Source organism: Erwinia typographi (assembly GCF_000773975.1).
In the GTDB taxonomy this organism is placed as follows: domain Bacteria; phylum Pseudomonadota; class Gammaproteobacteria; order Enterobacterales; family Enterobacteriaceae; genus Erwinia; species Erwinia typographi.
In genome coordinates, this window is sequence record NZ_JRUQ01000076.1 from 22,137 (window position 1) to 48,255 (window position 26,119).

The 26,119-nt window shown below is 51.8% G+C and carries 33 protein-coding genes; 28 read left to right on the top strand and 5 right to left on the bottom strand.

The window, feature by feature from the left end; all coding sequences use genetic code 11:
• Positions 1 to 13: 13 nt before the first annotated feature.
• The 3 genes from NG99_RS23610 to NG99_RS23620 all read right to left on the bottom strand — a co-directional run bounded on the left by NG99_RS23610 (position 14) and on the right by NG99_RS23620 (position 2,744).
• Positions 14 to 841 carry a YfdQ family protein gene (locus NG99_RS23610; protein WP_034898448.1) on the bottom strand — a complete coding sequence of 276 codons (828 nt, stop codon included), beginning with the start codon at positions 839 to 841 and terminating at the stop codon, positions 14 to 16.
• 59 nt (positions 842 to 900) lie between these two features.
• Positions 901 to 1,272 carry a hypothetical protein gene (locus NG99_RS23615; RefSeq protein WP_034898450.1) on the bottom strand — a complete coding sequence of 124 codons (372 nt, stop codon included), beginning with the start codon at positions 1,270 to 1,272 and terminating at the stop codon, positions 901 to 903.
• An 836-nt stretch (positions 1,273 to 2,108) separates the two neighbouring features.
• Positions 2,109 to 2,744, bottom strand: a complete 636-nt coding sequence (locus NG99_RS23620) for a helix-turn-helix domain-containing protein (RefSeq protein WP_084110615.1) — start codon at positions 2,742 to 2,744, stop codon at positions 2,109 to 2,111.
• 62 nt (positions 2,745 to 2,806) lie between these two features.
• Here NG99_RS23620 and NG99_RS23625 point away from each other — a divergent pair, with 62 nt between their 5' ends.
• From NG99_RS23625 to NG99_RS23665, 10 genes are all read left to right on the top strand, one after another.
• The gene (locus NG99_RS23625) at positions 2,807 to 3,037 is read left to right on the top strand and encodes a transcriptional regulator (protein ID WP_034898454.1); all 231 of its coding nucleotides are present in this window, start codon (positions 2,807 to 2,809) and stop codon (positions 3,035 to 3,037) included.
• Between the two features lie 25 nt (positions 3,038 to 3,062).
• Positions 3,063 to 3,524, top strand: a complete 462-nt coding sequence (locus tag NG99_RS23630; RefSeq protein WP_034898456.1) for a YmfL family putative regulatory protein — start codon at positions 3,063 to 3,065, stop codon at positions 3,522 to 3,524.
• Positions 3,525 to 3,811: 287 nt separating this feature from the next.
• The gene (locus NG99_RS23635; RefSeq protein WP_034898458.1) at positions 3,812 to 3,997 is read left to right on the top strand and encodes a DUF4222 domain-containing protein; all 186 of its coding nucleotides are present in this window, start codon (positions 3,812 to 3,814) and stop codon (positions 3,995 to 3,997) included.
• The gene (locus NG99_RS23640) at positions 3,994 to 5,073 is read left to right on the top strand and encodes a conserved phage C-terminal domain-containing protein (RefSeq protein WP_034898460.1); all 1,080 of its coding nucleotides are present in this window, start codon (positions 3,994 to 3,996) and stop codon (positions 5,071 to 5,073) included. The genes NG99_RS23635 and NG99_RS23640 overlap by 4 nt, the downstream gene beginning before the upstream one ends.
• Positions 5,070 to 5,513 carry a PerC family transcriptional regulator gene (locus tag NG99_RS23645; protein WP_034898463.1) on the top strand — a complete coding sequence of 148 codons (444 nt, stop codon included), beginning with the start codon at positions 5,070 to 5,072 and terminating at the stop codon, positions 5,511 to 5,513. The genes NG99_RS23640 and NG99_RS23645 overlap by 4 nt, the downstream gene beginning before the upstream one ends.
• Positions 5,513 to 5,635, top strand: coding sequence for a hypothetical protein (locus NG99_RS30240; RefSeq protein ID WP_269745691.1), 123 nt, complete (start codon positions 5,513 to 5,515; stop codon positions 5,633 to 5,635). Before NG99_RS23645 ends, NG99_RS30240 begins: the two co-directional genes overlap by 1 nt.
• Entirely contained in the window at positions 5,632 to 7,455 is a 1,824-nt protein-coding gene (locus NG99_RS23650) for a Dam family site-specific DNA-(adenine-N6)-methyltransferase (RefSeq protein ID WP_034898466.1), read from the top strand. The genes NG99_RS30240 and NG99_RS23650 overlap by 4 nt, the downstream gene beginning before the upstream one ends.
• An 81-nt stretch (positions 7,456 to 7,536) precedes the next feature.
• A complete protein-coding gene (locus NG99_RS23655) occupies positions 7,537 to 8,250 on the top strand; it encodes a phage antirepressor KilAC domain-containing protein (protein ID WP_034898468.1) in 714 nt (237 codons plus the stop codon).
• Positions 8,247 to 9,269, top strand: a complete 1,023-nt coding sequence (locus NG99_RS23660) for a DUF968 domain-containing protein (protein ID WP_034898470.1) — start codon at positions 8,247 to 8,249, stop codon at positions 9,267 to 9,269. Before NG99_RS23655 ends, NG99_RS23660 begins: the two co-directional genes overlap by 4 nt.
• Position 9,270: 1 nt before the next feature.
• The gene (locus NG99_RS23665; protein ID WP_034898472.1) at positions 9,271 to 9,633 is read left to right on the top strand and encodes an antiterminator Q family protein; all 363 of its coding nucleotides are present in this window, start codon (positions 9,271 to 9,273) and stop codon (positions 9,631 to 9,633) included.
• Between the two features lie 20 nt (positions 9,634 to 9,653).
• On the opposite strand, the gene NG99_RS23670 is transcribed toward NG99_RS23665, so the two are convergent.
• Positions 9,654 to 10,841: a hypothetical protein gene (locus NG99_RS23670; RefSeq protein WP_084110616.1), complete on the bottom strand. Its 1,188-nt coding sequence runs from the start codon at positions 10,839 to 10,841 to the stop codon at positions 9,654 to 9,656.
• Entirely contained in the window at positions 10,825 to 11,856 is a 1,032-nt protein-coding gene (locus NG99_RS23675) for a nucleoid-associated protein (RefSeq protein WP_034898473.1), read from the bottom strand. The genes NG99_RS23670 and NG99_RS23675 overlap by 17 nt, the downstream gene beginning before the upstream one ends.
• Positions 11,857 to 12,492: 636 nt before the next feature.
• On the opposite strand from NG99_RS23675, the gene NG99_RS23680 reads away from it, so the two are divergent.
• The 18 genes from NG99_RS23680 (at position 12,493) to gpU (ending at position 26,112) form a co-directional block, all read left to right on the top strand.
• On the top strand, positions 12,493 to 13,560 hold the full coding sequence (locus NG99_RS23680; protein WP_034898475.1) for a DNA-methyltransferase: 1,068 nt from the start codon (positions 12,493 to 12,495) through the stop codon (positions 13,558 to 13,560).
• A 58-nt stretch (positions 13,561 to 13,618) separates the two neighbouring features.
• A complete protein-coding gene (locus NG99_RS23685) occupies positions 13,619 to 13,999 on the top strand; it encodes a phage holin family protein (RefSeq protein ID WP_034898477.1) in 381 nt (126 codons plus the stop codon).
• The gene (locus NG99_RS23690) at positions 13,986 to 14,270 is read left to right on the top strand and encodes a phage holin family protein (protein ID WP_034898480.1); all 285 of its coding nucleotides are present in this window, start codon (positions 13,986 to 13,988) and stop codon (positions 14,268 to 14,270) included. The genes NG99_RS23685 and NG99_RS23690 overlap by 14 nt, the downstream gene beginning before the upstream one ends.
• On the top strand, positions 14,267 to 14,893 hold the full coding sequence (locus tag NG99_RS23695; protein ID WP_034898482.1) for a glycoside hydrolase family 19 protein: 627 nt from the start codon (positions 14,267 to 14,269) through the stop codon (positions 14,891 to 14,893). Before NG99_RS23690 ends, NG99_RS23695 begins: the two co-directional genes overlap by 4 nt.
• 44 nt (positions 14,894 to 14,937) lie before the next feature.
• On the top strand, positions 14,938 to 15,336 hold the full coding sequence (locus NG99_RS29475; RefSeq protein WP_157032689.1) for a hypothetical protein: 399 nt from the start codon (positions 14,938 to 14,940) through the stop codon (positions 15,334 to 15,336).
• Positions 15,272 to 15,460: an Rz1-like lysis system protein LysC gene (gene lysC / locus NG99_RS30520; RefSeq protein ID WP_456297744.1), complete on the top strand. Its 189-nt coding sequence runs from the start codon at positions 15,272 to 15,274 to the stop codon at positions 15,458 to 15,460. The genes NG99_RS29475 and lysC overlap by 65 nt, the downstream gene beginning before the upstream one ends.
• Positions 15,444 to 15,719: a hypothetical protein gene (locus NG99_RS23705; RefSeq protein ID WP_034898485.1), complete on the top strand. Its 276-nt coding sequence runs from the start codon at positions 15,444 to 15,446 to the stop codon at positions 15,717 to 15,719. The genes lysC and NG99_RS23705 overlap by 17 nt, the downstream gene beginning before the upstream one ends.
• Positions 15,720 to 15,817: 98 nt before the next feature.
• Positions 15,818 to 17,257 carry a glycosyltransferase family 2 protein gene (locus NG99_RS23710; protein WP_034898487.1) on the top strand — a complete coding sequence of 480 codons (1,440 nt, stop codon included), beginning with the start codon at positions 15,818 to 15,820 and terminating at the stop codon, positions 17,255 to 17,257.
• Positions 17,235 to 17,837 carry a hypothetical protein gene (locus NG99_RS23715; RefSeq protein WP_034898489.1) on the top strand — a complete coding sequence of 201 codons (603 nt, stop codon included), beginning with the start codon at positions 17,235 to 17,237 and terminating at the stop codon, positions 17,835 to 17,837. Before NG99_RS23710 ends, NG99_RS23715 begins: the two co-directional genes overlap by 23 nt.
• Positions 17,838 to 18,120: 283 nt before the next feature.
• On the top strand, positions 18,121 to 18,633 hold the full coding sequence (locus NG99_RS23720) for a DUF1441 family protein (protein WP_034898491.1): 513 nt from the start codon (positions 18,121 to 18,123) through the stop codon (positions 18,631 to 18,633).
• Positions 18,630 to 20,729, top strand: a complete 2,100-nt coding sequence (locus NG99_RS23725; protein ID WP_034898492.1) for a phage terminase large subunit family protein — start codon at positions 18,630 to 18,632, stop codon at positions 20,727 to 20,729. The genes NG99_RS23720 and NG99_RS23725 overlap by 4 nt, the downstream gene beginning before the upstream one ends.
• Positions 20,726 to 20,944: a hypothetical protein gene (locus NG99_RS23730; protein WP_034898494.1), complete on the top strand. Its 219-nt coding sequence runs from the start codon at positions 20,726 to 20,728 to the stop codon at positions 20,942 to 20,944. Before NG99_RS23725 ends, NG99_RS23730 begins: the two co-directional genes overlap by 4 nt.
• Positions 20,941 to 22,413 carry a phage portal protein gene (locus NG99_RS23735; RefSeq protein ID WP_034898497.1) on the top strand — a complete coding sequence of 491 codons (1,473 nt, stop codon included), beginning with the start codon at positions 20,941 to 20,943 and terminating at the stop codon, positions 22,411 to 22,413. The genes NG99_RS23730 and NG99_RS23735 overlap by 4 nt, the downstream gene beginning before the upstream one ends.
• The gene (locus tag NG99_RS23740) at positions 22,373 to 24,436 is read left to right on the top strand and encodes a ClpP-like prohead protease/major capsid protein fusion protein (protein ID WP_084110619.1); all 2,064 of its coding nucleotides are present in this window, start codon (positions 22,373 to 22,375) and stop codon (positions 24,434 to 24,436) included. Before NG99_RS23735 ends, NG99_RS23740 begins: the two co-directional genes overlap by 41 nt.
• A gap of 80 nt (positions 24,437 to 24,516) precedes the next feature.
• Positions 24,517 to 24,885: a DUF2190 family protein gene (locus NG99_RS23745; RefSeq protein WP_052130852.1), complete on the top strand. Its 369-nt coding sequence runs from the start codon at positions 24,517 to 24,519 to the stop codon at positions 24,883 to 24,885.
• A complete protein-coding gene (locus NG99_RS23750; RefSeq protein WP_269745692.1) occupies positions 24,875 to 25,153 on the top strand; it encodes a DNA breaking-rejoining protein in 279 nt (92 codons plus the stop codon). The genes NG99_RS23745 and NG99_RS23750 overlap by 11 nt, the downstream gene beginning before the upstream one ends.
• A 3-nt stretch (positions 25,154 to 25,156) precedes the next feature.
• Positions 25,157 to 25,711, top strand: coding sequence for a phage tail protein (locus NG99_RS23755; RefSeq protein WP_034898499.1), 555 nt, complete (start codon positions 25,157 to 25,159; stop codon positions 25,709 to 25,711).
• Positions 25,708 to 26,112: a phage tail terminator protein gene (gpU, locus tag NG99_RS23760; RefSeq protein ID WP_034898501.1), complete on the top strand. Its 405-nt coding sequence runs from the start codon at positions 25,708 to 25,710 to the stop codon at positions 26,110 to 26,112. Before NG99_RS23755 ends, gpU begins: the two co-directional genes overlap by 4 nt.
• Positions 26,113 to 26,119: the final 7 nt, after the last annotated feature.

Below are 26,119 nucleotides of genomic sequence, written 5' to 3' on the forward strand. Positions count from 1 at the left end.
TAAGGCTGTGCAATTACGCTTTAAAGTTACCGATAAAGGTTAAAACTGGTTCATCGTCAAATTTTTCAATCAGCAGGTCGCGGAACTCGTTAGCGATCGCTTCTTCCTGGGCTTCGAGCTGAACAATCCGCAGAACAAATCGCGGTTCGTCTCCGGTGATCAGACTGTTGCGCAGACTGAAACGGCGTTCAGTAAGCCCTTCATACGGCACACATTTAAACTCAAATGCTACCGGCATAACGTCCTTACTGGTCGCCTCAACGCTTTGCATGAGGGATTTTCTACCGCTGAAATCGCCGTCTTCATGATCCTGCTGAGTAGCCTGCTGGATAGTGATGCGACGAACGGCCTGAGCGGCTTTGGAAATGTCTATGATCTTGCCGTCTGCATCAAAAGCGGTCAGATATTCGGACCAGTCTTCCAGCCACTCTGCGATTTGCTTTTGGCTGAGCCTGTTACCGTCAATGGCCAGCACTGCGCGGAACGGGGCGGTCTTTTTAAGCTTGATGGTTGATACGTTGTCGGCATGCCCCGGATTCTCCAGGGTACCGATATTAAAGATCGAACGTGCGAGCATGTTATCTGCGTCGATAAAACAGCGTGCCGGCTCGTCACCGCTGGCGTAGCCAACAGAATAGCGGACAAAATCATCAATACTGGTTGTTTCCATCGCACCACGGAAACGGAAACGCTCCAGTGAAAATACCTCCAGACTTTCAACATGGGTATTTTCCGGGATCAGAGCGGTAGGGCAAGGCAGCTTCTGAATATCAGCAAGGTGATAGCCTGACATAATCAAATCCCTGACTTGCTTGAAAGTACCGCTATCTAACTGAGACATATAAATTCCTTAATTAATAATTGGATTAGGTTGGTAACAGTGAATTAATCGGACGCGGTTCACTGAGCCGCTTTAAGCTTTCCGTCCGTTTCGCCTTTAATCCCGAACAGCTGCCCCTGGTCTTCCTGGAGGATCGTGAGTTTACCGCCGCGGTTAACCCACATTGGGGTTTCGGTGGTGTCTTCTTCAGATGCCTTACCGCGTGGGGTGGGGGTGATGTACTGCAATCTGTGTTTGATTTTGACGCGCTTCTCTTCGACAGAATTACCCATGCGTTCAAAATCGAAAGTCAGGACGACTTTGCCTTTAGTCCCATTATTCAAAACACCCAGGGCGGTAGTATTCAGCGCGGCAGCGATTTTGTTTTCGAACACGCCGGCATCCAGTTCGCCCAGGAATTCAGGTACTACGGTCATGCGATCATTGCTCATGGCAATATCCTCTGAAAGGCGGCGCTTGCCGCGGTATTTGCTTCACAAATAATTAATGCGCCGGCAGGATTTGAACCTGCACCGGGAGGATCTGCCCGGCCATAACCATATGCGGACGCAAGGGGGAGGGCACTGCCTGGACAGCTAATGAGGCGCTATACCTGCCACACGAACTCAGTGCCCTTTCCGTTGCGATTAAAAAGGGCGGGTACCGGTAGAACATTATCTTCGCTCTCCCCTGGTGTTGGTTGGTTGAAGACCCGGTAACCGCCAAGACTACACTCACACAGCAATATCAGGCCTGGTAGCTTCTCCACCTCAGACGGCAGTGGTTTGGAGCAGGGGTTTTCGGGCGGGGTACCGATGACTAGTCGGTAACCCTACGGTGTTTCATAGCTGGTGCCCGTGGGTTGTACGGGACCGTGTTCACCAGGTGAGCGCGCTGGCTTAGTAGTCACACCAAACCGCAACCCCTCCCGAAAACCCTTGTTGCGAATCATCCGGTCATTCATATGCCACCGGCGGCTACTTCGTGGGCGTCCTGCCTGTTCGCTGTTGATGGAATAGACTATGACTTGGGGAATAGGTAAAGTCAATATATGGCGTTAAATATTATTACATGGGGAATAATGTCAGGTCTTGCAGAAAGACAAAAAATCTATTTTATTGTAGATGAATATTAAACTACTATACATCCATACAGTGTAATTGCTCGAGATTGGTGTTTGGTATTGAAAGCACGAAAAAATGGGGTGGGGGATTATGGGGCTTTTGCACACAAGAACAGAGGGTGGACACTATCAGACCACCTCCATAGACGACTCAGAAGTTGTATATTATCGTAGCCTGCCAATCAAGATCTGCTCGGCGACTCCCTCAATGCAGGATTCGTCAGATATTTCGAATGGAGGAATTCTTGAATCGTCAACACCTAAGAACCCCAGCCCCGCCCCGCCTTCTAAAAAGCGATAGGCCGATATAGATCCTCGGATATTGGTCACAACTAGTTCATTGTTTCCTGGCTTTAATGATGGATTTACCAGAACAAGAGCGCCTTCTGGAGCTTTCTCTATCCCTGTGTTTTTCTTCATTAAATAAATGCGATAGCTGTTAGGGACGCTTTCATGCCATGAAACAACATCCCCAGTATCACCCTTCTCATCCCATACGGGTACCAAACGTGATGCGTCAATCTTTTGTATAGGAACATCACTTCCTTCCATTGAGCCTGCGCCATTTATCAACCAGTCAGCACTGATACCTAATGCGGCCGCCAACTTTCCAGAATACTTCGATGTCTCGTTCTTACCTGTAAGAATTTTCGAAATGATCGATTGATTCACGCCCGCTAGTTTCGCGAGGTCGCTTTGTGAGGTATGCCCTGATTGGTGCATAGCCAACTTAAGTCTTTCAGATAATGTTTTCATGATATGGAAGCTATTACCTAAGTAATTACCAGTCAAATTCTCCATGTAATTGACTTTGTCTATTACATGGGTGATATTTGTGTTTCTTTAAGTCATAGGGGACGGCAATGAACATCGTCATTCAAAAAGCTATCACCATCGTCGGATCTCAAAAGGAGCTGGCACGAAAGGTGGGAGTAAACCAATCAGCAGTAAGCAAATGGCTCTGCGGTGGTGGAATTCGCTCGCAGTACATTCCGGCTCTGGTTGACGCCACCGATGGGAAGGTGACCACCGAAGAGATCCTTGGTTCGTTAGTATCTGTTGATACGCAAAACCCTAACGAATGCGCAGCTTAATTGAAACTACCAAAGGACATACAACGTGGTAGAGCAAAGCTTAAAAGAAGTCGTGAAAGCGATGTGCAAGACATGCCCTGGCGGTCGAGAGGCCATGGCTGGCGCACTGGGTATGACAATGACTCAGTTCAACAACAACCTGTATGAGAAGAACGGTTGTCGTTTCTTTGAGGTAGTGGAACTGGAAGCGATGGAGGACATTTCGGGAACGTCTGCGCTGGCTGATTATTTTGCTAAACGCCGCGGTGCGCTGCTGGTGGACGTGCCAAACCTTGAGGATCTTGACCGCGTTGACTTGTTCAGCAGGGCGATGCGTACAGCTGCTGCCCGGGGGCAGGTTGATCAGATTATCGAACAGGCGCTGGAAGATGGAGTGATTGAGCAACATGAAGCGGATGAAATCTACGAGCATCACCGGCGCCACCTTGCCGCCAGAGAAGAAGAGATCCGCGCCATTGTTACGTTATTTGGCCGCAAAAAAAAGTGACGCCCGCGAGTGTGCAGCTCCGGGCGCCTTGGCGTGTCAATTCAGTGGAGAACTTTTACGCATGAACAGTTTAAACCGATACAGACCAGCTAAGCAATTCAGGTGCCTGCCGCTGGTGGGTAACTCTCCGTTCCGGTATGTGGAGATCGTACGTTGCCAGGACGGAAGCCACAACTACCAGCCTGAGGTTGGAGTGGTAGGCGCATTCTCAGCCATGAACAACGATGGCCGGGAAGAGTGGAGGGCTCTGACTTCTTGCCAGACCGCTTTATTGCGGCAGGGAGGCTGTGATTGAACAGGAAAAAATTGAACCATGGGTCGCAAATTACCGGGAGCGTTATCACGGCATCCTGGTTGAAACCATCGGCATTGATACCGTCAATCAGCGGATCATCTTCCGCAGGCAGGGCTATGAATACGAATGCGTCTGCCCGCGTCGGGACTGGAAAAAGAAATATGAGAGGGTTGTATGAGTAGCAAACTGCACGGCCTGGTATGGGAAGGTTGCGGGCCGTCTGGAATGACCCTCTCCCGCATAGCGGTGCTTGCCAGACTCGCTGATTACAGCAACGACGAGGGCTACAGCTGGCCTGCTGTCGACACTATCAGAGAGCAGGTGGGCGCCAAAAGCAAAACTACCGTCAGGGCTGCGATCAGGGAGCTTGAGCAGGCGGGCTGGCTTCAGGTTATTGAGCGTAAGTTAGGTGGTCGCAATGCGTCGAATGGGTATCAGATCGATGTTGAGAAGCTGGAGCTGTTTGCAGAAGCCGCAAGGAAGAAAAAAAGGAAGGCGTCAAATTCTGACCCCTCAAAAATTGACCCACCAAATATTAACCCCTCAAATTCTGACGCCTCAAATATTGATGGGTCAAATAACGGCACATCAGGGGGTCAAAATTTGGTAGGGGAGGGGTCAACCATTGACCCCGATCCGTTAATAGATCCAATAACAGATCCGTCAGATAAAAAGACTTCTTGTCAGCCTGCTGCGCAGACCGACCCTGAAGTGGTTCTGACTGATTTTGCAAAGCAGGTTCTCGCACACCTGAACCAGGCGACCGGCTCCCGGTACCAGGTCAGCAAATCGTCGCTGGAGAACATCCGGGCCAGATTAGCCGAAGGGTTTACCACTGACGAGCTGATCCTGACCACGGATTACCTGAATGCCAAATGGGCCAACGATTTGGAAATGGCCGGTTACCTGCGACCTACCACGATTTTCCAGCCGTCGAAATTCCAGGGATATCTGACTGGCGCTCAGCGCTGGCTGGCTCATGGCCGTCCGGCATGTGTCGATGGGAAGTGGGTCAAAGATAATGGCGAGACCGTGGGGCGGGCGCCAGCGGATCACACCGAGCGTGACGCAGCATGGCGACGTTTCATCGGTAGCGCCAAACCCGTCAGAAATCCCAGTCAGCTTGAGGAAACTGTGAGGGCTGAGGCCAGTAAGGCAGGTGTGCGGTCGATGAACGCCAGTTTCGCTGTCAGCCGCTGGAACAGCATCTGGAAGGACTGCTGTGAGCGCTTGTCTGGAGGGAAAGCAGCATGAATATTCGTGAAATGGCTATCGAGTATATCCGTCAAAACCCTGGGTGCACCTCAGCGCAGATCGCCAGCGGTGCAGACATCCCTCGCCGCCTGATCCAGCCGCTGATGACCGAACTGCAAACACAGGAAGTCGTTATTCGCTATGCCCGCCAGGGACACCCGTTTTTCTACCGGCTACCGCTTGAGTCCGATCGCATTCTCCTGGGTGCTCAGTACGAAGCGCACAGGGCCAAAGCGGTTGAACTGGAATCGCGAGGTTACTGGCGCCGGGCTGCCCGCGAATGGTTGCTGGCAATGGATTCAACGAGAAACGAAGAGGCCCGCGACAAGGCAACTGACCGCCGTGAGTACTGCATACGCCTTGGATGCGTTGGCATTTCGTCAGAGGTATCTACTATCAACTCGGTTTCGGTGCCAGCCATCGATCTGTGGAGGGACTGATGCAACAGAAATTCAAGGATCACTTTACCCGGAATGAAATTTTCTATCACGGCATCCGCACGGCTGTAGTGCTGATAGCGCTGCTGGTACTCACTCTGGCGATGGAGGTCGTGAGCCAATGAGATACGGATCAGTATGCAGTGGCATTGAAGCCGCGAGTGTTGCGTGGGAGCCCCTTGGCTGGAAAGCCGCCTGGTTCTCTGAGATTGAAACGTTTCCCAGCGCCGTTCTGGCTGAACGCTGGCCTGAGGTGAAAAACCTCGGCGACATGACCGCTATTTCAGCCGCGGTTAGCCGTGGTGAAGTTGAAGCGCCGGATGTGCTGGTGGGCGGAACCCCATGCCAGTCATATTCAATAGGCGGTCTTCGCAAGGGGCTCCTGGACCCGAGAGGGCAATTAACACTTTCATATGTGGAATTAGCTGATGTCATCGACAATAAGCGCTGTGAACGCGGAGAATCGCCTGCAATCTTCGTCTGGGAAAATGTCACAGGGGTATTCTCCTCGAAAGATAACGCGTTCGGGTGCTTTCTTGCTGGACTGGCTGGAGAATCTGAAGAGTTCGAACCTGGTCCACGACCTGCAATCGGAGTCAGTGAAAAGTTCTGGCGCTGGAATAAGGAAGCCTGTAAGCACATTCCAGTCTGGTCAAAGCGTGGTGCTGTTATTGGAAGACAGCGCAGAGTGGCCTGGCGAACCTTTGATGCACAATACTTCGGAGTGGCCCAGCGACGCCCACGCATTCTCCTTGTTGCAAGTGCTCGAACAGACATCGATCCCGCAGAAATACTTTTTGAGTCCGATCGCGTGTGCCGGACTAATCCCCCGACAAAGCAGACGCCCGTGCCTGTTTGTCTCACAGCAAGAGGGGCAGGCTCTCTCGATGACAGAGAAACTTACATTGTTACGGAAGACGGCCGAGTCAGGCATCTGATGCCAGTGGAGAATGAACGGCAGATGGGATTCCCTGATAACCATACTTTGATCGCCTGGCGCGGCAAAGATGTAAGCGAATGCCCAGACGGGCCGCGCTATCGTGCGATCGGCAACAGCATGGCTGTACCGGTTATGCGCTGGATCGGGGAGCGTATTGCAGCTGCTCTACCGGCAGAGAAGCCAGCGCCGCGCAACTGGAAACGACCATTTTTGAAATGGGCTGGTGGGAAGTATTCGCTGCTGCATGAACTGGACAGCCTGATCCCTGAAGGTAAGCGGTTAATAGAGCCGTTCGTCGGCGGCGGCTCGGTGTTCCTCAATTCAGATAAGCACGCCGACTTTTTGCTGGCTGATGTTAACGCTGATCTGATCAACCTTTACCAGATGCTGGCTGTGGTGCCTGAGGCAGTTGTCAGCGCCGCCAGGCTTATGTTTGGACGCCTGAATTCCCCAGAAGGCTACGAGGCCATTAAGGCGGAATTTAATGCCCACCTTATCGGTGCAACAGAGCGTGCAGCGTCATTCCTCTATCTCAATCGCCACTGTTTTAACGGACTGATGCGTTACAACCAGAACCACCAGTTCAATGTTGGGTATGGGAAATACCGCGCGCCTTACTTCCCGGAAGATGAGATCAATGCGTTTTCAGACATGGCTCATAACTGTGTGTTCATGAATGCCGGATTTCGTCGCACCCTGGCGCTGGCCGGTGCTGGCGATGTTGTTTACTGCGATCCGCCTTATGATCCGCTACCCGGCACCAGCGGTTTCACCGCTTACGTTGCTGGTGGCTTTACATGGGAAGACCAGATCGCGCTGGCGGAGTCCTGCGTTGCGGCACATCAGCGCGGCGCCCGCATAGTAATCAGCAATTCGACTGCACCGCGTATCACAGACCTCTATGAGCAGCACGGCTTTAAAATTCATCACGTCAGTGGCCGCCGCTCAGTCTCATGCAAGGGCAGTACGCGGGCAGCAGCCAGGGATTTAGTCGCGGTTCTTTAGTCAGTGCAGGGTAACGGGACAGGAATTTATCAAAGTGGCCGAAACGGGTGCAGCCGCCGGCCAGTGAAAAGTGGAGAACGTATGCAGCAGTTTATGAATGTCGTTCAGGTATGTCCGCAACACCATGCGCCAGCGGCGTCAATGTCATCGCGAGAGATCGCAAAACTGGTCCAGAGCAAACACGGCGACGTTAAACGCTCAGCCGAACGTCTGGCGGCTGGTGGAATTTTAAGCGCGCCGTTGGCGCACACCCCCTACCAGCACGAGCAGAACGGGCAGTGGTATGAGGAGTACTGGTTTAAAAAACGGGACTGCCTGGTACTGGTTGCCCGCCTTTCACCTGAGTTTACCGCCGCTGTGGTGGATCGCTGGCAGGAGCTTGAGCAGGGGAGTGTTGTGCCTCAGTCGCTGCCTGAAGCATTGCGGTTAGCCGCAGATCTGGCCGAGCAGAAAGTTAAGCTCGAAAACCAGCTTCTGATCGCGGCGCCGAAGGTTGAATTCGTCGATCAGTATGTGGAGGCCAGAGGGTCTATGACGTTCCGCCAGGTGGCAAAGTTGCTGAATGCCAGAGAGGCTGAATTTCGTCTCTTCCTGCTGGACCGTCACATCATGTACCGGCTGAACAATATGCTTACGCCACATCACCGTCACACTGAGGCTGGTCGTTTCGAAATCAAGACCGGTACCGCTAACGCCAACAGCTACGCATTCACCCAGGCCCGCTTTACTCCTAAGGGGGTTAAGTGGGTGGCGGGGATTTGGGCTGAGCATCTGCAACAGAGTGGTACAGCATGAGAGCATTATTAACACCGGATGTCGCCCCCCGAGCGGGGATCGTCGTGTTCAAACCCGGCCGTGAACTCCTACCTATGTTCAGCGGCGGCCGCCGTGTACTGATTAGCAGCGAACCTGAATTTATGCGAGTGCTGCCCTCCGGGCTGGTATCTGACGCAGATCAACCGCTGGCAGACGATCCGGCCCTGGCTCCTTTCTTTTCGTCTCAGCAGGTTATAGCGGCAGCAGGTGGGCGAGACAACCTGGCTCACTGGGTTCAGGAACTTGCACATTGCCAGTGGAGCGGGGGAGACGGTTATAACAGCCAGTACCATACCGTGCTGAGAACGGAGGAAAGCGCTGTTTGCCTTTGCGAGCATCACGACAATCAACTCCGGGAAACAACGTTATCGCGCCTTGATGAGCTGGGGCGGGTAAATGCCGCACAGTGGGTTATTAATTCCGCACGCATTGATCTGGCCTTACCTGAAGGTCACCAACTTACCCTTCCTGAGCTGTGCTGGTGGGCGACACTGCGGAATGTCATTCAACAGATGCCGGATGCCCCGGCGCGGCGGGTTTTGAAACTGCCTGCAGCAGTGGTCGAAACCGGAACGTTAAAAGAGGCTGCAATTCACCCGATGCGCGTGGCGACGGAGATCATTCAGGAAGCGGCAAAGCAGGTGCTGGAGCTCAGGATAGACCCGGAGACGCCGGAAACTTTCCTGTTGAGGCCAAAGCGGCGCCGCTGGATCAACGAGAAATACACCCGTTGGGTTAAGTCACAGCCCTGTCTTTGTTGCGGCAAACCAGCTGACGATCCTCACCACCTGATCGGCTATGGGCAGGGGGGAACGGGAACCAAAGCACATGACTTATTCGTGATACCGCTGTGCAGAGCTCATCACGATGCACTTCATGCTGATATGCGAGCGTTTGAAGCAAAATATGGCACCCAACCTGAACTGCTGCTGCGTATGCTCGACAGAGCCCTGGCATTAGGCGTCATTGCAACAGGCAAGAATAATCGTGGAGACTAAGATGCGTAATATTAAATACATTCTGGAATGCTGGGGTGGATGGGCAGCGTCTGAGGGCGCAGGTGTCGACTACTCACCCATAGCAGCAGGATTCAAAGGATTGCTACCAGCTGAGTCTAATCTACGTCCGTCATGCACTGATAATGACGGGGTTATTATCGATAGCTGCATTGCAAAGTTGAAGAAGTACAAGCCGGAAGAGTACGAGTTGGTGGTTGCACATTACCGATATAACATATCCCTCAGGACGATCGCCCGTCGCCGTAAATGTGCTGATGGAACGATTAGAAAAGAGATGCAAACAGCTGAAGGGTTTCTAAGCGGGGTTCTTTGCATGTTAGATGTAAAATTAGAAATGGGTTGAAAAATGGGCCTTATGGCCCATTAGAAAGGCCACAAATTTTTTAGGTATTGAAGTGCGTATGGTGTTAGTTGGAAATAAAATTTAAAAGTTAACACTAAACCAATAAAAACGGCTAGCCCTATGACTATAAACGCAAAATATTGTATCATGATTCTTGTTGTTAAATGTGAAAATGTGGATTCAATGTCAGAGTATATTGATTTGTAAGTGGTTTGCGCTTGGTTTTTTTTGTATTTTATTTCTTCTTTTATAGCTTTTAATGTTTGCCATTGATTAAATAATGCCAAGCTAATGAGAGCGACAAAGATTATTGCTCCAAGCAAAATAGATGTGTTTATCAATGATTGCACGCTCCAGTCAATTGATTCCTTCATCTGCGTTGCAACTATTACAGTAGCCAATGGCAGACCTAACACCTGATTTTGAATGTCAGAAAATGTTTTATGAATTTTACCCATTTCTTCGACTTTAGCTGCTCTCAGTTGATCAATTATTTTCTCATAGGAAAAACCAGAGGAAAATAAATTATATCCTTTTTTAAAGCTATTAATAATGTTTTCAATGTCCGATAATATTTTTGAAAAAGCACTTTCTTTTGATTGAGAGTCAGCAGCAAATTTAACTGCATTGGCAAGTATGCTTAACTTCTGATCTCTATGGGTATCATCTGTAAAAGATGAAATAAATGTATCGACTGTGGTAATATTTATTTTTTTCAGGTCATTAATGTCGTAATTTATTATTATTTTAAATACTTCCTTATCAAAGTATACTAACTCATAATTACTCTCATCAAGAAGTGCAGCACTCTGTTTTAGTAGGGATAATAGTCTCAAAACACAACGGTATGACTGAATTGCTGAAGGGGTGATTGTATCTTTACAATAGTATTTTTCATCAAGTATAAAATACTCATTTGGTTCTCTTATTCTATTTTTGTTATTTTCAAGAAAATCTGAGACTGTAGGGTAAACTCTACCAAGCCTAGTGATTGGATGTGTTATCGATATTAAAACTGTATTTCCCGATGCAATGGTTCCTTGTTCTAGGGTTATTCCGAATCTGTCTTTGGCTGTCAATAATTCTTTAAGATTATTGCATTCCGACTCATCAGAAAGATAAAGACTACCCTCCATAGAGGAGGGTTTTAGAACCACTTTTTTATAGACTGCAACTAATTCTATAAATTTTTTACTCGTCATCATCATCTTCGCCACATTCTGCTAAGAGTTCTTCCCTGAGTATATCAGGGATTTCTCGCAAAATTAACCGATCATTCTCTTTATCATACTCTACCGAGCCATCTGACAGAGCAGCCCTATCAAATTTCAATGCCCAATGTTTTGATTTTCCCTTGAAGCTAACTAAGTCTCTGATTACATTCCCATCGGGAACAAAACCTTCAGATAATTGGAGTTCATCATCAGCAAGTAAGGCGAGAAGATCTCCTGGTGCTGCTGGCCATAGCTCATTTGCAAAGGCTGAAGGCTCAAAGGGGGTACCGCTTTTGTTTAGTTCTTTTAACTGTGAGTGAGCTCTGTTGAGAAAATCTTCTTTAGCCTCACTTTCTAGACCCTGACTGCTTGCAAATTCTCTCAAGGCATCTCTGAGCTTTTCGGTTTCTATCTTCGCGATGAGTATGTCATTACAACCTAGGAATTTTTTGAAGTAAGTTGCAACATTATTTTGTCCTTTCAAAAAACTAATATATCTTTCTTTTCCTGAAGCCCATCCGGTTAAGTCAATTCTGCCTGCCACACGAAGTTTGGCAATATCAAGATATTCACTGTTAATGACATCAAAATTTTGTACTGTTGTTCCAGTAGTCGATGTTACGATGGCAACCAACAAATACTCTACATTTTCAATTTGAAAATGTGAAATAACTACGTATCCACCGGTTGAGAGTTTTTCGTCATTAGCACGACTTGCTAGGTGTCTGATCATTCTTATGCTTGTCGCATAGAAATCTTCCCTTCTATCGACGAAGTAATCTTCAGCTATGTTTCCCATCGGGTAACTATCCCGGTCATCCTCGAACTTACCATACCCCTTTCCTGCACGACCTTTATACTTTTCATTCAGATCTTCAATGAGTTTCCTTGTAGCATCCTGTATGGGTTTTTCATCAGGAGACTCACTGACCGTGGGGGGTTGATGCTGTTCTTTGTCCATTACATGGATAATTTGATGATGAATAGTGATTGGATTGTGTGCAGCCATTGAAGAAATCCTTCATAATTTATTGTAAAATAATGAATTTATTTTTTACAGCAAAGTCTTATTGACTAAGTTGTGATTACATTAACTCATTTTGGGAAAAAACAACATTACTGCGTACGCATAAACGTTGCTAACGTGATAAGAATGGTCACAACGACAACAACTTATCATCACGATAAACCTCGCTTCGGCGGGGTTTTGTTGTTTTGGGGGGGGGCATTATGTGAAAGCAGAGCGGTGAGACCGTAGAGGCTTAGGCCGCTAGCGTCAGTGTAATGATCTGACCCCGAGTCGCGAGATGGCGAGCAGGAGTGACACTCCGTTGTGAGGGTTAATAAAGGAATCAGTCCCGGTAGAGTAGCGTAAAAGCTAGTTACGCACCGGTTACAACTGAGGGGGAGCAGAGAAGAACCCGAAAATGATCCCAAGGGCATGGGCGCCGCTGCCGCGAGAGGGCAGCACTATTCCAACGTTTCTGGCATTGCCGGGAATATCTTAGCTGTGAAATGGGCGGCTGGTGGATGTTAGTAGCATCTTCCCAGCCATTCGCCCGTTGTAGAAGTCACGGGCGAACCAAGGCCCACCGCTTTAGTGCACAAAGCGATCTGAGCCTATCAAATAAGGCCCTGACGATCCATGAAAAATACTGTGAATTTAAACAGTATAAATCTGGTGAATGCTGATTCACTGCAATTTATCAAAACCTTGCCTGATAACTCCATTGACCTGATCGCAACTGACCCGCCGTATTACCGGGTAAAAAATTGTGCCTGGGATCGTCAGTGGGAAAGCGTCAGTGATTACCTGGCATGGCTGGACGAGTATCTGGCCGAATTCTGGCGTGTGCTGAAGCCCGCCGGCAGTCTTTACCTGTTCTGTGGTTCCCGCCTGGCATCTGATACAGAATTACTGGTCAGGCAGCGCATGAACGTGCTTAACCATATCATCTGGGCTAAACCCAGCGGTCCGTGGAAACGGCAGAACAAAGAGAGCCTGCGGCAGTACTTTCCAGCGACTGAGCGGATCATCTTTGCAGAGCATTACGGGGCAGAGGGTTTTGCCAAGGGGCAGGCTGGTTACGCCAGCAAGTGCGCTGAACTGAAAGGCCAGGTACTGGCGCCGTTAATTGAGTATTTCGCAAATGCCCGCGAGCAGCTCGGTATTTCAGCGAAAGAGATTAATGCGGCAACGGGATCACAGATGTGCAGCCACTGGTTCTCACGCTCTCAGTGGCAGCTACCGAACCGGGAGCAGTATGAACGGCTGCAGGAGCTTTTTTCCGAAAAGGCCGCTGCGGCAAGAGTCAGCTCACCTCTGAGAACATCCCACACCGGGTTGGTTGAAGAATTCGATGCACTTGATCGTGACTATCGTGAATTGCGTATGCAATACGATGATCTCCGCCAGCAGTATGAGCATCTCCGGCGACCGTTCAGTGTGTCGGTTGAGGTACCTTATACCGATGTTTGGCAATTCCCACCGGTGGCAAGCTATCCCGGTAAGCATCCGTGTGAAAAGCCAGCAGCTTTGATGGAACACATCATTATTGCCAGCAGTCGCCCGGGCGATGTTGTTGCCGACTTCTTTATGGGGTCTGGTGCGACGCTTAAGGCTGCTGTTAAGCATGGGCGTAGTGCCATTGGTGTTGAGTTGGAAGAAGAAAGGTTTATTCAGACCCAGGAAGAAATTAATCGGCTCACTTAGTGGGCCATTTTTATGCCCCTCAATCGTTGAGAGGATACTACAGCAATGAGGTGGCGAAATGTCCGAACCAGTTTCAGGAACTGTTGCAGCCGGTAGCGCGTTAACTGGCGCCAGTCTCTTTGGGCTCCTGACCGGTACAGATTACGGTGTTGTTTTCGGTGCTTTTGCCGGAGCCGTTTTTTACGTTGCAACGGCAGCAGATTTAACGCTGATCCGGCGTTCGGCTTATTTCGTCGTTTCTTATTTCGCTGGTATTTACGGTGCAGGGCTGGTGGGTTCAATGCTCGCCAGCATCACGCACTACAGCGATAAACCACTTGATGCGCTTGGCGCAGTGATCCTGTCAGCACTGGCGATAAAGACGCTGACGTTTTTCAGTGAACAGGACCCTCTGTCGCTTTTCCTGCGCTGGAGAGGGGGAACTCATGGTGATAAGTGATCCTCTGGTACTGACAAATGTCATTACGTGCAGCGCGATCGTGTTGCGGTTGATGTCGTTCCGTAAGCCTGGCGGGCAGCATAACCCGTGGGCCTCATGGCTGGCATACCTGATTATCCTTGCGTATGCGTCAGTGCCTTTCCGCTACTTCTTCGATTTCTATGTCCACGCCCATTGGGCGTCGGTCACGATCAACCTGATAATCTGCGCTGCCGTGTTCAGAGCCAGAGGTAATGTGGCGCGGCTGTTTCATTCTCTGAGGCCACAATGAACCAATCACAATTTCAGAGGGCGGCTGGTATCAGCGCCGGATTAGCTGCGCGCTGGTTCCCGCATATGGACGCAGCAATGCAGGAATTCGGCATTAACTTTCCTTCCGCTCAGGCGATGTTTATTGCTCAGGTCGCTCATGAGTCCAACGGCTTTACCGCCTCACGGGAGAGTTTCAATTACAGCGTCAATGCGCTGATAGCGACTTTCGTTCCGAAGAGGCTGACTCGAGACCAGGCGCTGATGCTGGGCCGCAAGCCGGGTGAAAATTCACTCCCCATTGAACGCCAGCGGGCGATAGCGAATCTGGTCTACCAGAAGCGGTACGGTAACAACAGCCCGGGTGATGGCTGGAAATATCGCGGTGGTGGCCTGATTCAGACCACTTTCCTGGATAACTACCGCACCACTGGCAATGCCATCAAGGTTGATCTGGTGAGTAATCCTGAGCTACTGGAAGAAGATCAGAACGCAGCCCGTTCCGCTGCATGGTTTTTCGTGTCCAAAGGATGCATGAACTGGCTCAGCAGCATTGAGAACGTGACGAAGCTGATCAACGGCGGTGATAACGGACTGGATGACCGGAAGGCCCGCTATGCGCTGGCTAAGTCGGTGCTGGTATGACAGCCGCTCTGCTGTTTACCTGGTTCAAAGACCACTGGAGGTCAGTGGCTGTAGTGACGCTGCTGCTGATTCTGGTCGGCATGGCTAAGCTGGCAGGCCATTACCACAACAAAGCACTGGCAGCCGAGAGCGCGACAAAGCAGGCCGTGGCTGAAAAGAACCAGGCTGAGGCCATCACTGGCAACGTCATCACTGCTGTAAACCTCTTTAACGATATCGCAGGAGCAACTCTCAATGATCAGCAAGCGAACTCACTGGACTCACAGGCAGCCCAGGCTGACATCAGCACTGCTCTTGCGGATGATGCTTGTGCTGCTGTTGTTGTGCCTGCTGGCGCAAATAACAGGGTGCTCGACCGTTACAACGCAGTACGTAAAAGTGCCAGTAACACCGATACCAGCCAGTCTGCTAATGCTGTGCCAGCCATCACCGCCACCAGGTGAGCCATTAACGTACGGAGCATCCGTCCGGTGGAATGAGTTGCTGCTGACCGACATAGAGAAGTGCAACGATCAGTTGCGTGGCATCCGAAAGATAGAGGCTTCACGCAATGCGAAAATTCCTTAACTGGCTGAAAGGCCTGATTATCTACTTAAAAGAGAAGACGCAAATGACAGATCAAACTCAAGAAGTACAGGCAGAAGACGTACCAGCGGCTGACGCTGCGGCTGTAGTTGAACCTGAGGTAGCAGCCGATCCTGCCGAAGAAGTTAAATCAGGAGTTGCCGATTTTGAATCAGCCCTGGCATTCGTAGAAAGCGGTGTAGCCAAGTTGGGCGAAGCAGCCAAAGACGAACTGATCGCAATTGCGAAAAAATACCTGTGATGCATTCCAGAGCCTTCTTTCGAGAAGGCTCAATAATGCGTAACTAATTTGCCGTGCGCCCGATGGCGCAATACCCACTTATTAGCAGGATTCTTTGAATGGGCGTTTTCATTGATGGCGTTGAATATGCTCCGGCAAGTAAAAGCATGGCCAAAATTGGAGTCGCGATAACTACCCATAATCGCAACGACATGCTGATCAGAGCTCTCGAACACCACGTTCGTTTTTTACCAGCGGGCGCTGTGCTGGTGGTTGTAGATGACGGTTCACGCACACCGGTATCCGCTTCTGGTGGGGTGAAGGTTATTCGCCACAACGAAGCGCTGGGCATTGCGACTGCCAAAAACGCCTCTCTGAGCGCCCTCATGGATGCAGGTTGTGAGCATATTTTTCTGTTTGATGACGACTGCTGGCCTGTAGTCGATAAATGGTGGCAGCCATATATTGAGAGCCCTGAGCCGCACCTGGCGCACTCGTGGAATCTTGTCGAGATATGGAGCGACAGTCAGCATACGGCAAGCCACGCGTCGGGTGGAACCGTGCTCTATTATGAGCGCCGGGTGATAGATGATGTCGGCGGTATGCGGACCATTTTTGGAAAATATGGTTGTGAGCACGTTAATCTCTCTGACCGCATCCACAACCGTGGCTGGACAACCTGGCGCTATGCTGACGTAACTGGCTCGGAAAAGCTTTTCTACGAATGCGATCGCCACGAGAAGAATACGCACAAGACGGTTGCCGCCGCTGCTGATTTGCAGCACAACGCGTCAAAGGGCCGTGATTTGTGGATGACCATGCTCGATGATGACCAGTTTGTTGAATACCGTCAGGCTGAAAACGTCGTCATCACGACACTGCTTACCGGTATGGAAGATACGCAGCGCAACGGCAATATGAGGCCTGATGTCTCTCTTATCTCCGCACTGGCCACCTCGGTACGTCACGGGCGCCTCATTGTTATGCATGATCGTCTGGTCAACCCGCAGATGAAGACCGGTAACGGTATTGAGGTCGAATTCATACAGGTTGAAAACAAAATCAACCCATACTTCGGGCGCTGGCTGCACGTTTACCAGTTGCTGCGGGATAAGCCGAATATTGGCAAGGTCTGGGTGGTCGATGGGACCGACGTGCAACAGTTGCGCGATCCTTTTGATATCGCCCCCGGCTGGCTTTACATCGGGCAGGAGCAGGCGGCGGTCAACAATGAATGGCTAAAGCGCAATCACCCGGATACCAGGGTACAAGATTTCATCCGTGATAACCCTGAGCTGACATTGCTTAACCCCGGCACTGTTGGTGGAGACAGGGCCACAGTGCAGCGCTTTGCGCATCTGATGGTGCGCTACTGGTTCGACGACCACATTGATTTCATCCATAAATGGGAAACCGGACGGGCTGGCGTTGGTGATATGGGAGCCACGCAGCTTATTGGGTATTCAAGTTTCGCTGACAGGCTCATCTATGGCCCGTCTGTTAACACGCACTTCAAGAGTGAAAAGGCCGATGAATATGCGCGATGGAAACACAAATGATGTGGCCTTCTGCGTGGTCGGCCATCACACCCGCAGTTATGCCGCAGTTCAACTTGCCCGAGCGCTGGATGCACACATGCTGATTGATGATGAAAGCAGGGGAGCGAACTGGAATCACCGACGTGCGATTGAATGGGCTGCACAGCAGCAATGTCGTGTGGTGATCATTGAGGATGATGCGCAGCCGGTAGCTGGCTTTCGGGTGCTGGCAGCTGAATGGCTTGAGCGATTCCCTGATGACTTCATCAGCTTCTATCTCGGTACGGGCAGGCCACCGCAGTATCAGTCTGACATAGCGCAACGACTTATAGAGGCTGACCGCCACCGATGGGACTGCATATCCCTGCCGCGGCTGATCCATGGGGTGTGCTACAGCCCGCCACAATCCGCACTGGTTGACATCCTGGCGAAGTGGAACACAGACAAGGCCGCAGACTATGCGGTCGGAGATGCGTATGGTGCCAGCGTCATCTACCCCTGCTACTCACTGGTCGACCATGCCGACACCAGTACGATTGAGAGGCATCCAGATAATGCGGCACGGGTTGAGCGGCGTAAGGCGTGGCGGCTACGCAAATGAGAATGGATATCAATTCCATCTGTCGAGATGAGAAAATGATAATGATTATCATTTGCGGGTCCCTTTTGAGGTGGACCCTACCACGGGGCGGCTCACTCGCGGAAAACGGCTAGTTTTGCATTTTCCATGTGGACACCACCAAGTGAGTTAACTTAATGATTTATAACAAATAAGTGGTTGGCGAGGTGTCCACAGGCACCTGAGCAAGGGACATCTGACCAGTCTCTAACATTATGTTAAGAAACATAAAAGAGGAAATTCAGCTGGTGTGTTGAGGTGAGCAATGTCAGACATCAGCAAAATAGGTGATGCTTACAACTGGAGTGTTGCGAAAATTGCTGAAGCGTTTGGCATGGACCGCAAAACTGTCAGGAAGAGACTTATAGACGCGAACATCACGGCGGCAGACACAGTAAGAGGTAACCCGGTGTATGCGCTAAAAGATGTCGGCCCTGCGTTGTTCGTCTCTGAAGAATTTAACGAACCTGAGTCCCTGCATGATCCTTCCCGGATGGACCCCAAATCCCGTAAAGACTGGTTTCAGTCTGAAAATGAGCGGGTGAAGCTGGAGTCCACCCTTAAGCAACTCGTTCCCGCTGATGAGGTCCATCGTGAGATGGCGTCTATGGCGAAATCCGTCCTTCAGGTGCTGGATACCTGGCCCGATCGTCTGGAACGAGACCGGGGATGGTTACCGGAACAGATAGCGGAAGCGCAGGATATCATTGATGAAATGCGCGATGTGCTGGCCGGTGAGGTTAACAGTGTGGGTGAGGAAGAGGATTCAGACCAATGAGTTATGCGTCTGCCAGCGCCATCCGGCGTGATGTGTCAGAGCTCCTGAAAGCCCCCCGGCGTATGCCAGTAGCTGAAGCCGTTTCCCGGTATATGCGTGTACCGCTGGGGGGCGGTAGTTCGCTGCCCTGGGATGCCACACTTACACCCTATATTACAGAGCCAATGAACTGCCTTGCATCACGTAACTATGATGCAGTTGTGTTTGTCGGACCTGCGCGAACCGGCAAAACCCTCGGGCTGATAGATGGCTGGATCATTTATTCTGTAGTTTGTGACCCGGCTGATTTTCTGCTGATACAGATGACAGAGGAAAAGGCGCGCGAGCACTCCAAAAAACGACTGGATCGCGCGTTTCGCTGTAGCCCGGAAGTTGCCAGACGCCTCAGTCCGCGCGCCAGCGATAATAACGTTCATGACCGGACCTTTCGGGCCGGGAACTACCTGAAAATTGGCTGGCCGTCCATTAACATCATGTCATCATCGGATTACCGGTTTGTTGCTCTCACGGACTATGACCGTTGGCCGGATGACATAGACGGGGAGGGTGATGGTTTTTCGCTGGCCTCCAAACGTACAACAACCTTCATGTCATCGGGTATGACGCTGGTTGAGAGCAGCCCGGGGCGGGAAATATCTGACACTAAATGGCGGCGCCAGTCACCGCATGAAGCGCCGCCGGCAACCGGGATTTCATCGTTGTATAACCGCGGGGATCGCCGCCGCCTGTACTGGCCATGTCCTCACTGTGGCGAATATTTTCAGCCCTCAATGGAAGTAATGACTGGCTACCGTGACCAGTCCGACCCGGTAAAAGCCAGTGAGGCTGCGCATATTAGCTGCCCGCATTGCAACGGTATGATCACTGCTGACAAAAAGCGTGAATTAAATAAAGCGCATGTCTGGTTACGTGAAGGTGAAAAAATAGACGCCGCTGGCAACCGGACAGGCGAGGCCCGGCGGTCACGTATTGCATCGTTCTGGATGGAAGGTCCCGCTGCAGCCTATCAGACCTGGGCGCAACTGACCTACAAGTTACTGACTGCCGAACTTGAGTATGAGATGACCGGTAGTGAGGAAACGCTGAAGGCGGTCATCAATACCGACTGGGGATTAACTTATCTGCCCCGTTCCGCAACGGACACCCGCAAAGCTGAAACTCTGATGGCCCGCGCTGAGGCGGTAAACCGTCGCACTGTACCGGACGGTGTGCATTTTCTGGTCGCGACGGTAGACGTCCAGGGTGGGAAAAACAAACGTTTTGTTGTTCAGGTGACCGGATATGGTGCGCACGGCGAGCGCTGGATTGTAGACCGTTACAATATCCGCTACTCACTGCGCAGTGGACCGGACGGAGAGAGTCTACCCATTTCCCCCGATGCATATCTGGAGGACTGGTCTCTGCTGCGAACAGATGTGCTGGATAAACGTTGGGCGATGTCATCAGATCCTTCTGTCACACTGCCGGTGTTGGCGATGGCCGTCGATTCTGGTGGTGAGGATGGTGTTACCGGCAACGCGTACGAATTCTGGCGTCAGTGCCGCAGGGACGGCGTTCACAAACGTGTCTATCTCTTCAAGGGGGACAGTACCAGCCGCAGTAAGCTGGTGACAAAAACCTTCCCTGACAATACTGATCGGCCCAGTCGCCGTGCTGAAGCCAGGGGTGATGTTCCGCTATATCTTTTGCAGACCAACCTTCTCAAAGATCGGATCAGCAATGCGTTGCAGCGGGACATGCCCGGCCCAAATTATGTGCATTTTCCTGACTGGCTGGGTGAGTGGTTCTACGACGAACTGACTTACGAAGAACGCGGCACAGATGGCAAGTGGCAGAAACCTGGCAAGGGGGCTAACGAAGCGTTTGACCTTATGGTGTATGCCCATGCCGTAGTCATTTTGCGCGGATACGATCGAATCAACTGGGATGCGCCACCAGAGTGGGCGCGTGCACCAGACCGATCAGCTTCTGTCCCTAAAATCCGGCAATCTCAGCCGGTGTCCCGGCAAACCGAACCTGAATCAAAACCAGCGGAAACCCGCCAGGCTTCATCGCCTTCTGCGTGGGCGCCCGCATCTAACGGAGGCTGGCTGTGAATCAGGCCGATATTGAACGTGTTTTGCAAAAGTATATTGAGGCGGAAATAGCCGTGCTCGACGGTAAATCCGTGGAAATTAACGGCCAGTCGATGACGATGGAGAATCTGGACAAAATTATTGCGGGTCGGGAAAAGTGGGAGCGCCGGTTGCAGCAATTTACCGACGCCCGCCTCCGTCGGCCACAGTATAGCCTGGCGAGGTTTCGGCGATGACATTACTGGATAACGCTATCGGCCTGCTTTCTCCTGGCTGGAAAGCTGCCCGACTGAGGTCCCGGCTGCAAATCCGGGCTTACGAAGCGGCAATGCCGACACGCACACACAGGGCAAAGCGCGAGAACCGCAACGCCAATCAGCTGACCCAGTCAGGTGGCCGCTCCATTCGCGAACAGGCCCGGTGGCTGGACAATAACCATGATCTGGTCATCGGCCTGCTCGACAAGCTGGAAGAAAGGATTGTTGGTTCACGGGGCATCGTCGTGGACCCACAGCCGATGTTAAAAACCGGCCTGCTGGCCGATGATCTTTCCAGGCAAATCCGTACCGCCTGGGCTGAATGGTCGGTTAACCCCGATGTGACAGGCCAGTTTACCCGTCCGGTGCTTGAGCGCCTGATGGCGCGTACCTGGCTGCGTGATGGTGAAGTGTTTGCACAGCTTGTACAGGGTAATGCGAGCGGTCTGGAGGCTTCAAACGGCATCCCGTTCTGGATAGAGGCGCTGGAGCCTGATTTCGTGCCACTTGAACTCAGCGATCAGGGCAATAACCTGGTTCAGGGCGTTTTCCTCAACGACTGGGGATGCCCGTTGAAATATGCCGTCTGTAAAAACCTCATCACAACCGGGATAGCGCTTGGCGATGTGAAGCAGGTCAATGCCGATAATATGCTTCACCTCAAATTTATGCGTCGTCTTCATCAGGTCCGGGGGAACAGCCTGCTTTCCGGCATCCTGATCCGTCTGAGTGCCATGAAGGAGTACGAAGATTCAGAGCTGACCGCAGCGCGCATCGCTGCGGCGCTGGGTATGTACATCCGCAAAGGTGACGGGATGTCGTATGACGAAGCGAACGGGAAAGACACCCGTGAACTGGATATTCAGCCAGGTATGCTGTTTGACAAGCTCCTTCCTGGTGAAGATATCGGCATGATCAAGTCTGACCGTCCCAATTCCAACCTGGAGTCTTTCCGTAACGGCCAGCTCCGGGCCGTGGCCGCCGGAAGTCGCAGCAGTTTTTCAAGCATTTCCCGTAATTACGATGGCAGCTACAGCTCGCAACGTCAGGAGCTGGTGGAGTCATTCGAAGGTTACAGCATCCTCCAGGATGCATTTGTCGCGGCCGTCACGCGCCCGATGTATCGCAGTTGGCTGAATATGGCAATCATTTCCGGCGTTATTAAGGTGCCTGCTGATGTTGCCCGTGAAACGCTGATGAATGCGGTCTACAGCGGTCCGGTAATGCCGTGGATTGACCCGCAGAAAGAGGCAAACGCCTGGCGAACCATGATCCGCGGTGGTTCCGCAACCGAGAGTGACTGGGTGCGCGCACGCGGAGCGAATCCGGGCGAAATTAAGCGCCGCCGTAAGGCGGAGGTGGATGAAAACAAAGAGCTGGGGCTGGTCTTTGATACCGATCCGGCAAATGACAAAGGGGCGACCAGTGGTCAGCAAGAAAAAGAGTAATACGCGCTGTTCTCCGCGCGGATCATCCGGCGATCGCAGCTGGTTTCGCATGAAAGCCAGCGGCGATCGTCAGGCGGATATCTATATCTACGATGAGATTGGTTACTGGGGCGTTACTGCGCGGCAGTTTGCCGGGAGCCTGAAGTCGCTTGGCGACCTCGATCATATCAATCTTCACATTCATTCACCAGGCGGCGATGTGTTTGACGGCATCGCAATCTACAACCTGCTGAACGGTCATTCAGCCAGTAAAACCGTTTATATCGATGGTCTTGCTGCGTCAATGGCTTCCGTGATCGCAATGGTCGGTAATCCGGTCATCATGCCGGAAAATGCCATGATGATGATCCACAAGCCATGGGGCGTCACCGGTGGTGATGCCAACGATATGCGTGATTACGCCGACCTGCTGGATAAGGTAGAAACGGTGCTCATTCCTTCCTATGCCAAAAAGACCGGAAAAACCACAGATGAACTGGCTGACATGCTGGGGGAAGAGACCTGGATGACGGCGCAGGAATGCATTGAGCACGGCTTTGCCGATCAGTTAACCCCCGCAGTGCAGGCGATGGCCCGCATAAATTCAAAACGAATCGAGGAATTCAACGCTATGCCACGTAACCTTAAACATATGATCACTCCGCCGAAAGCCTCAGCGGCACCGGCTCCTCAACCAGCACCACAACCCGCGCCTGCCGTACCACAACCGGCTCCGGCAGCAATTGCGGATGAAAATGCTATCCGTGCACAGGTTATTGCCGAGCAACGCGCTCGCGTGACCGGTATCCGTGATCTGTTTGCCGGTTTTGGCGGTCGCCATCAGGCACTTCAGGCTGAATGTATCGAAGATATCGAATGCGATGTTAACCGGGCGAAGGATAAGCTGCTGGCCGCACTGGGTCAGGAGTCCACGCCGACAAATCGCCCTGCGGCAGCGAATCACATTCATGCAGGTAACGGCAATATTACCGGTGACGGTATTCGCCAGGCGCTGATGGCGCGTGCAGGTTATGAAAACCGCGATAACAGCAACCCCTACAACGCTATGTCGATGCGTGAGTATGCGCGCATGTCCCTGACCGAGCGGGGAATCGGGGTGGCATCGTATAATCCGATGCAGATGGTGGGACTGGCGCTGACTCACAGTACCTCAGATTTCGGTAATATCCTGCTGGATGTAGCCAACAAGTCTATTCTTCAGGGCTGGGAAGAGGCGGATGAGACCTTTGAACAGTGGACTAAAAAAGGCCAACTTTCCGACTTCAAAACGGCGCATCGTGTTGGTCTTGGCGGCTTCCCGTCACTCCGTAAAGTGCGGGAAGGGGCGGAATATAAGTACGTCACCACCTCCGATCGGGGCGAGCCGATTGCCCTGGCAACCTACGGCGAAATCTTCTCCATTACCCGACAGGCAATCATTAACGATGACCTGAATCAGCTGACGGACGTGCCGCTGAAAATGGGGCGCGCTGCAAAAGCGACAATCGGCGATCTGGTGTACACCATTCTGACCAGCAACCCGAAAATGTCAGACGGGAAAGCTCTGTTCAGTTCTGACCACCGCAACATGGCTTCCAGCGGCATTGATGTGAGCGGACTGGATGCGGCACGTCAGCTGATGCGTACGCAGAAAGAAGGAACAACCGGACGCACGCTGAACATTCGCCCCGCTTTTCTGCTGGTGCCAACCGCACTGGAAACCATGGCAAGCCAGACCGTGAAATCTGCAAGCGTGAAGGGGGCGGACGTCAACGCCGGTATCATCAACCCGATCCAGAACTTCGCTACCATTATCGCCGAACCACGCCTGGACGATAAAAGTGCAGTTCAGTGGTATCTGGCGGCGGCGCAGGGTATGGACACCATCGAAGTGGCCTACCTGGATGGTGTGGAAGCGCCTTATATCGATCAGCAGGAGGGGTTCAACACTGACGGTATTGCCACCAAGGTGCGCATTGATGCTGGTGTTTCCCCACTTGACTGGCGTGGTCTGGTCAGGTCAACCGGTGAGCAGGGTTCCTGATTATCCTCCAGCAGTTAACCGCCCGTAAGGGCTTTTTTTATATCTGAAATCCGGCCAGATGGCCGGATGGAGACCAGAAGATGGCTAAGAACTTTGTTCAGAATGGCAATACCATCCCCGTTACCAATGCGGGCTCAGAAGTGATCACCAGCGGTGATGCCGTAGTGGTCGGTAATATTGTGGCGATTGCCATCACCGATATTGCCGTGGAGGGCACCGGAGACGGCTTTACTGATGGCGTTTTCCAGTTGCCAAAGATCAGTGCGGATGTCCTGTCACAAGGGGCAGCGGTATTTATCAGTGACGGCACCGCACAGGCCAGCGCTGAAGGTGGCATTTATGCCGGTATTGCCTGGGAAGATGCGCCAGCTGGCACCACGGTGGTTAATGTGAAAATCAACGTGGGTGCGGTACCAGCAGCAACGGAAGCTACCGAAAGTGGCAGCTAACCCCTTTGACCGGCTGGCCGTACGTATGGATTCCGTGACTGCCAGCCGGTTAGGGCGTGAAGTCACCATTAACGGTACAGAAATGATCGCGGTTGAAAGTCATTTTTTGCCTGAAATGGGCGCGCTCGGAGGGGATGGCCTTTCTCTGGTTGTGTTTGATGCGGATTACCGTGCCCGGACCGGCGACGTGGTCACATTTAATGGCGATGAATACAGCGTGACTCGTCACGCTAAGTTCAACGGTAAGTCGCAAATATGGCTGGAATGATCAATGAGCATAAAGGGACTGGAACAGGCGATCGCAAACCTGAACAGCATCAGCAAGACCGCCGTTCCGCGCGCGTCCTCGCAGGCCGTTAACCGTATTGCTGTCCGGGCAATCGGGCGGAGCAGCACGGTGGTATCGCGTGAAACCCGCGTACAGAGAAAGCTGGTCATGCAGCGTTCGAAGCTGAAAAAAGCGTCTGTGAAAAACCCCGTCGCCACCCTGCGCGTTAACCGTGGCGATCTTCCTGCTATCAAGCTGGGCGCGGCCCGGGTGCAGCTATCCCGGCGGGCCGGACGCGTGCGCGGTGAAAACAGTGTGCTGAAGATTGGCCGCTATTCCTTCCCACATGCATTTATCCAGAGGCTGGCTAACGGGCGATGGCATGTTTTGCAGCGTACCGGCAAAGCCCGCTATCCGGTTGAAGTGGTCAAAATCCCGATGTCTGTGCCACTGACAACAGCTTTCAGAGATCAGCTTCCGAAGCTGATGGAAAGTGACATGCCCAGGGAAATGGCCTCCGCCCTTAAAAATCAGCTCAGGATCATCATTAAGCGATGAATAAACACACCCTTATCCGGCAGGCCGTCATCAATTCTCTCAAAGAGGTCATCACCGACCCCTCTGTGCGCTGGTATGACGGTCGTCCGGCAATACTCAATGCGGAAGAACTGCCCGCCCTGGCTGTTTATCTCACGGATGCACAGCCTACGGGTGGCATGCTGGATGAAGATGAATGGCGTGCTGTGCTGCATGTGGAAGTTTTTCTGAAGGCTGTCAGCCCTGACTCTGCACTGGATACTTGGATGGAGAACAACATCTATCCGGCGTTTTCAGCTATGCCTGCGCTGTCGGCGCTGGTCGAAATGATTGTTGCGGATGGTTACGACTACCAGCGCGACGATGAAATGGCAACGTGGGGATCTGCTGATCTCCGCCACACACTGACTTATTACCTGTGAGGACATT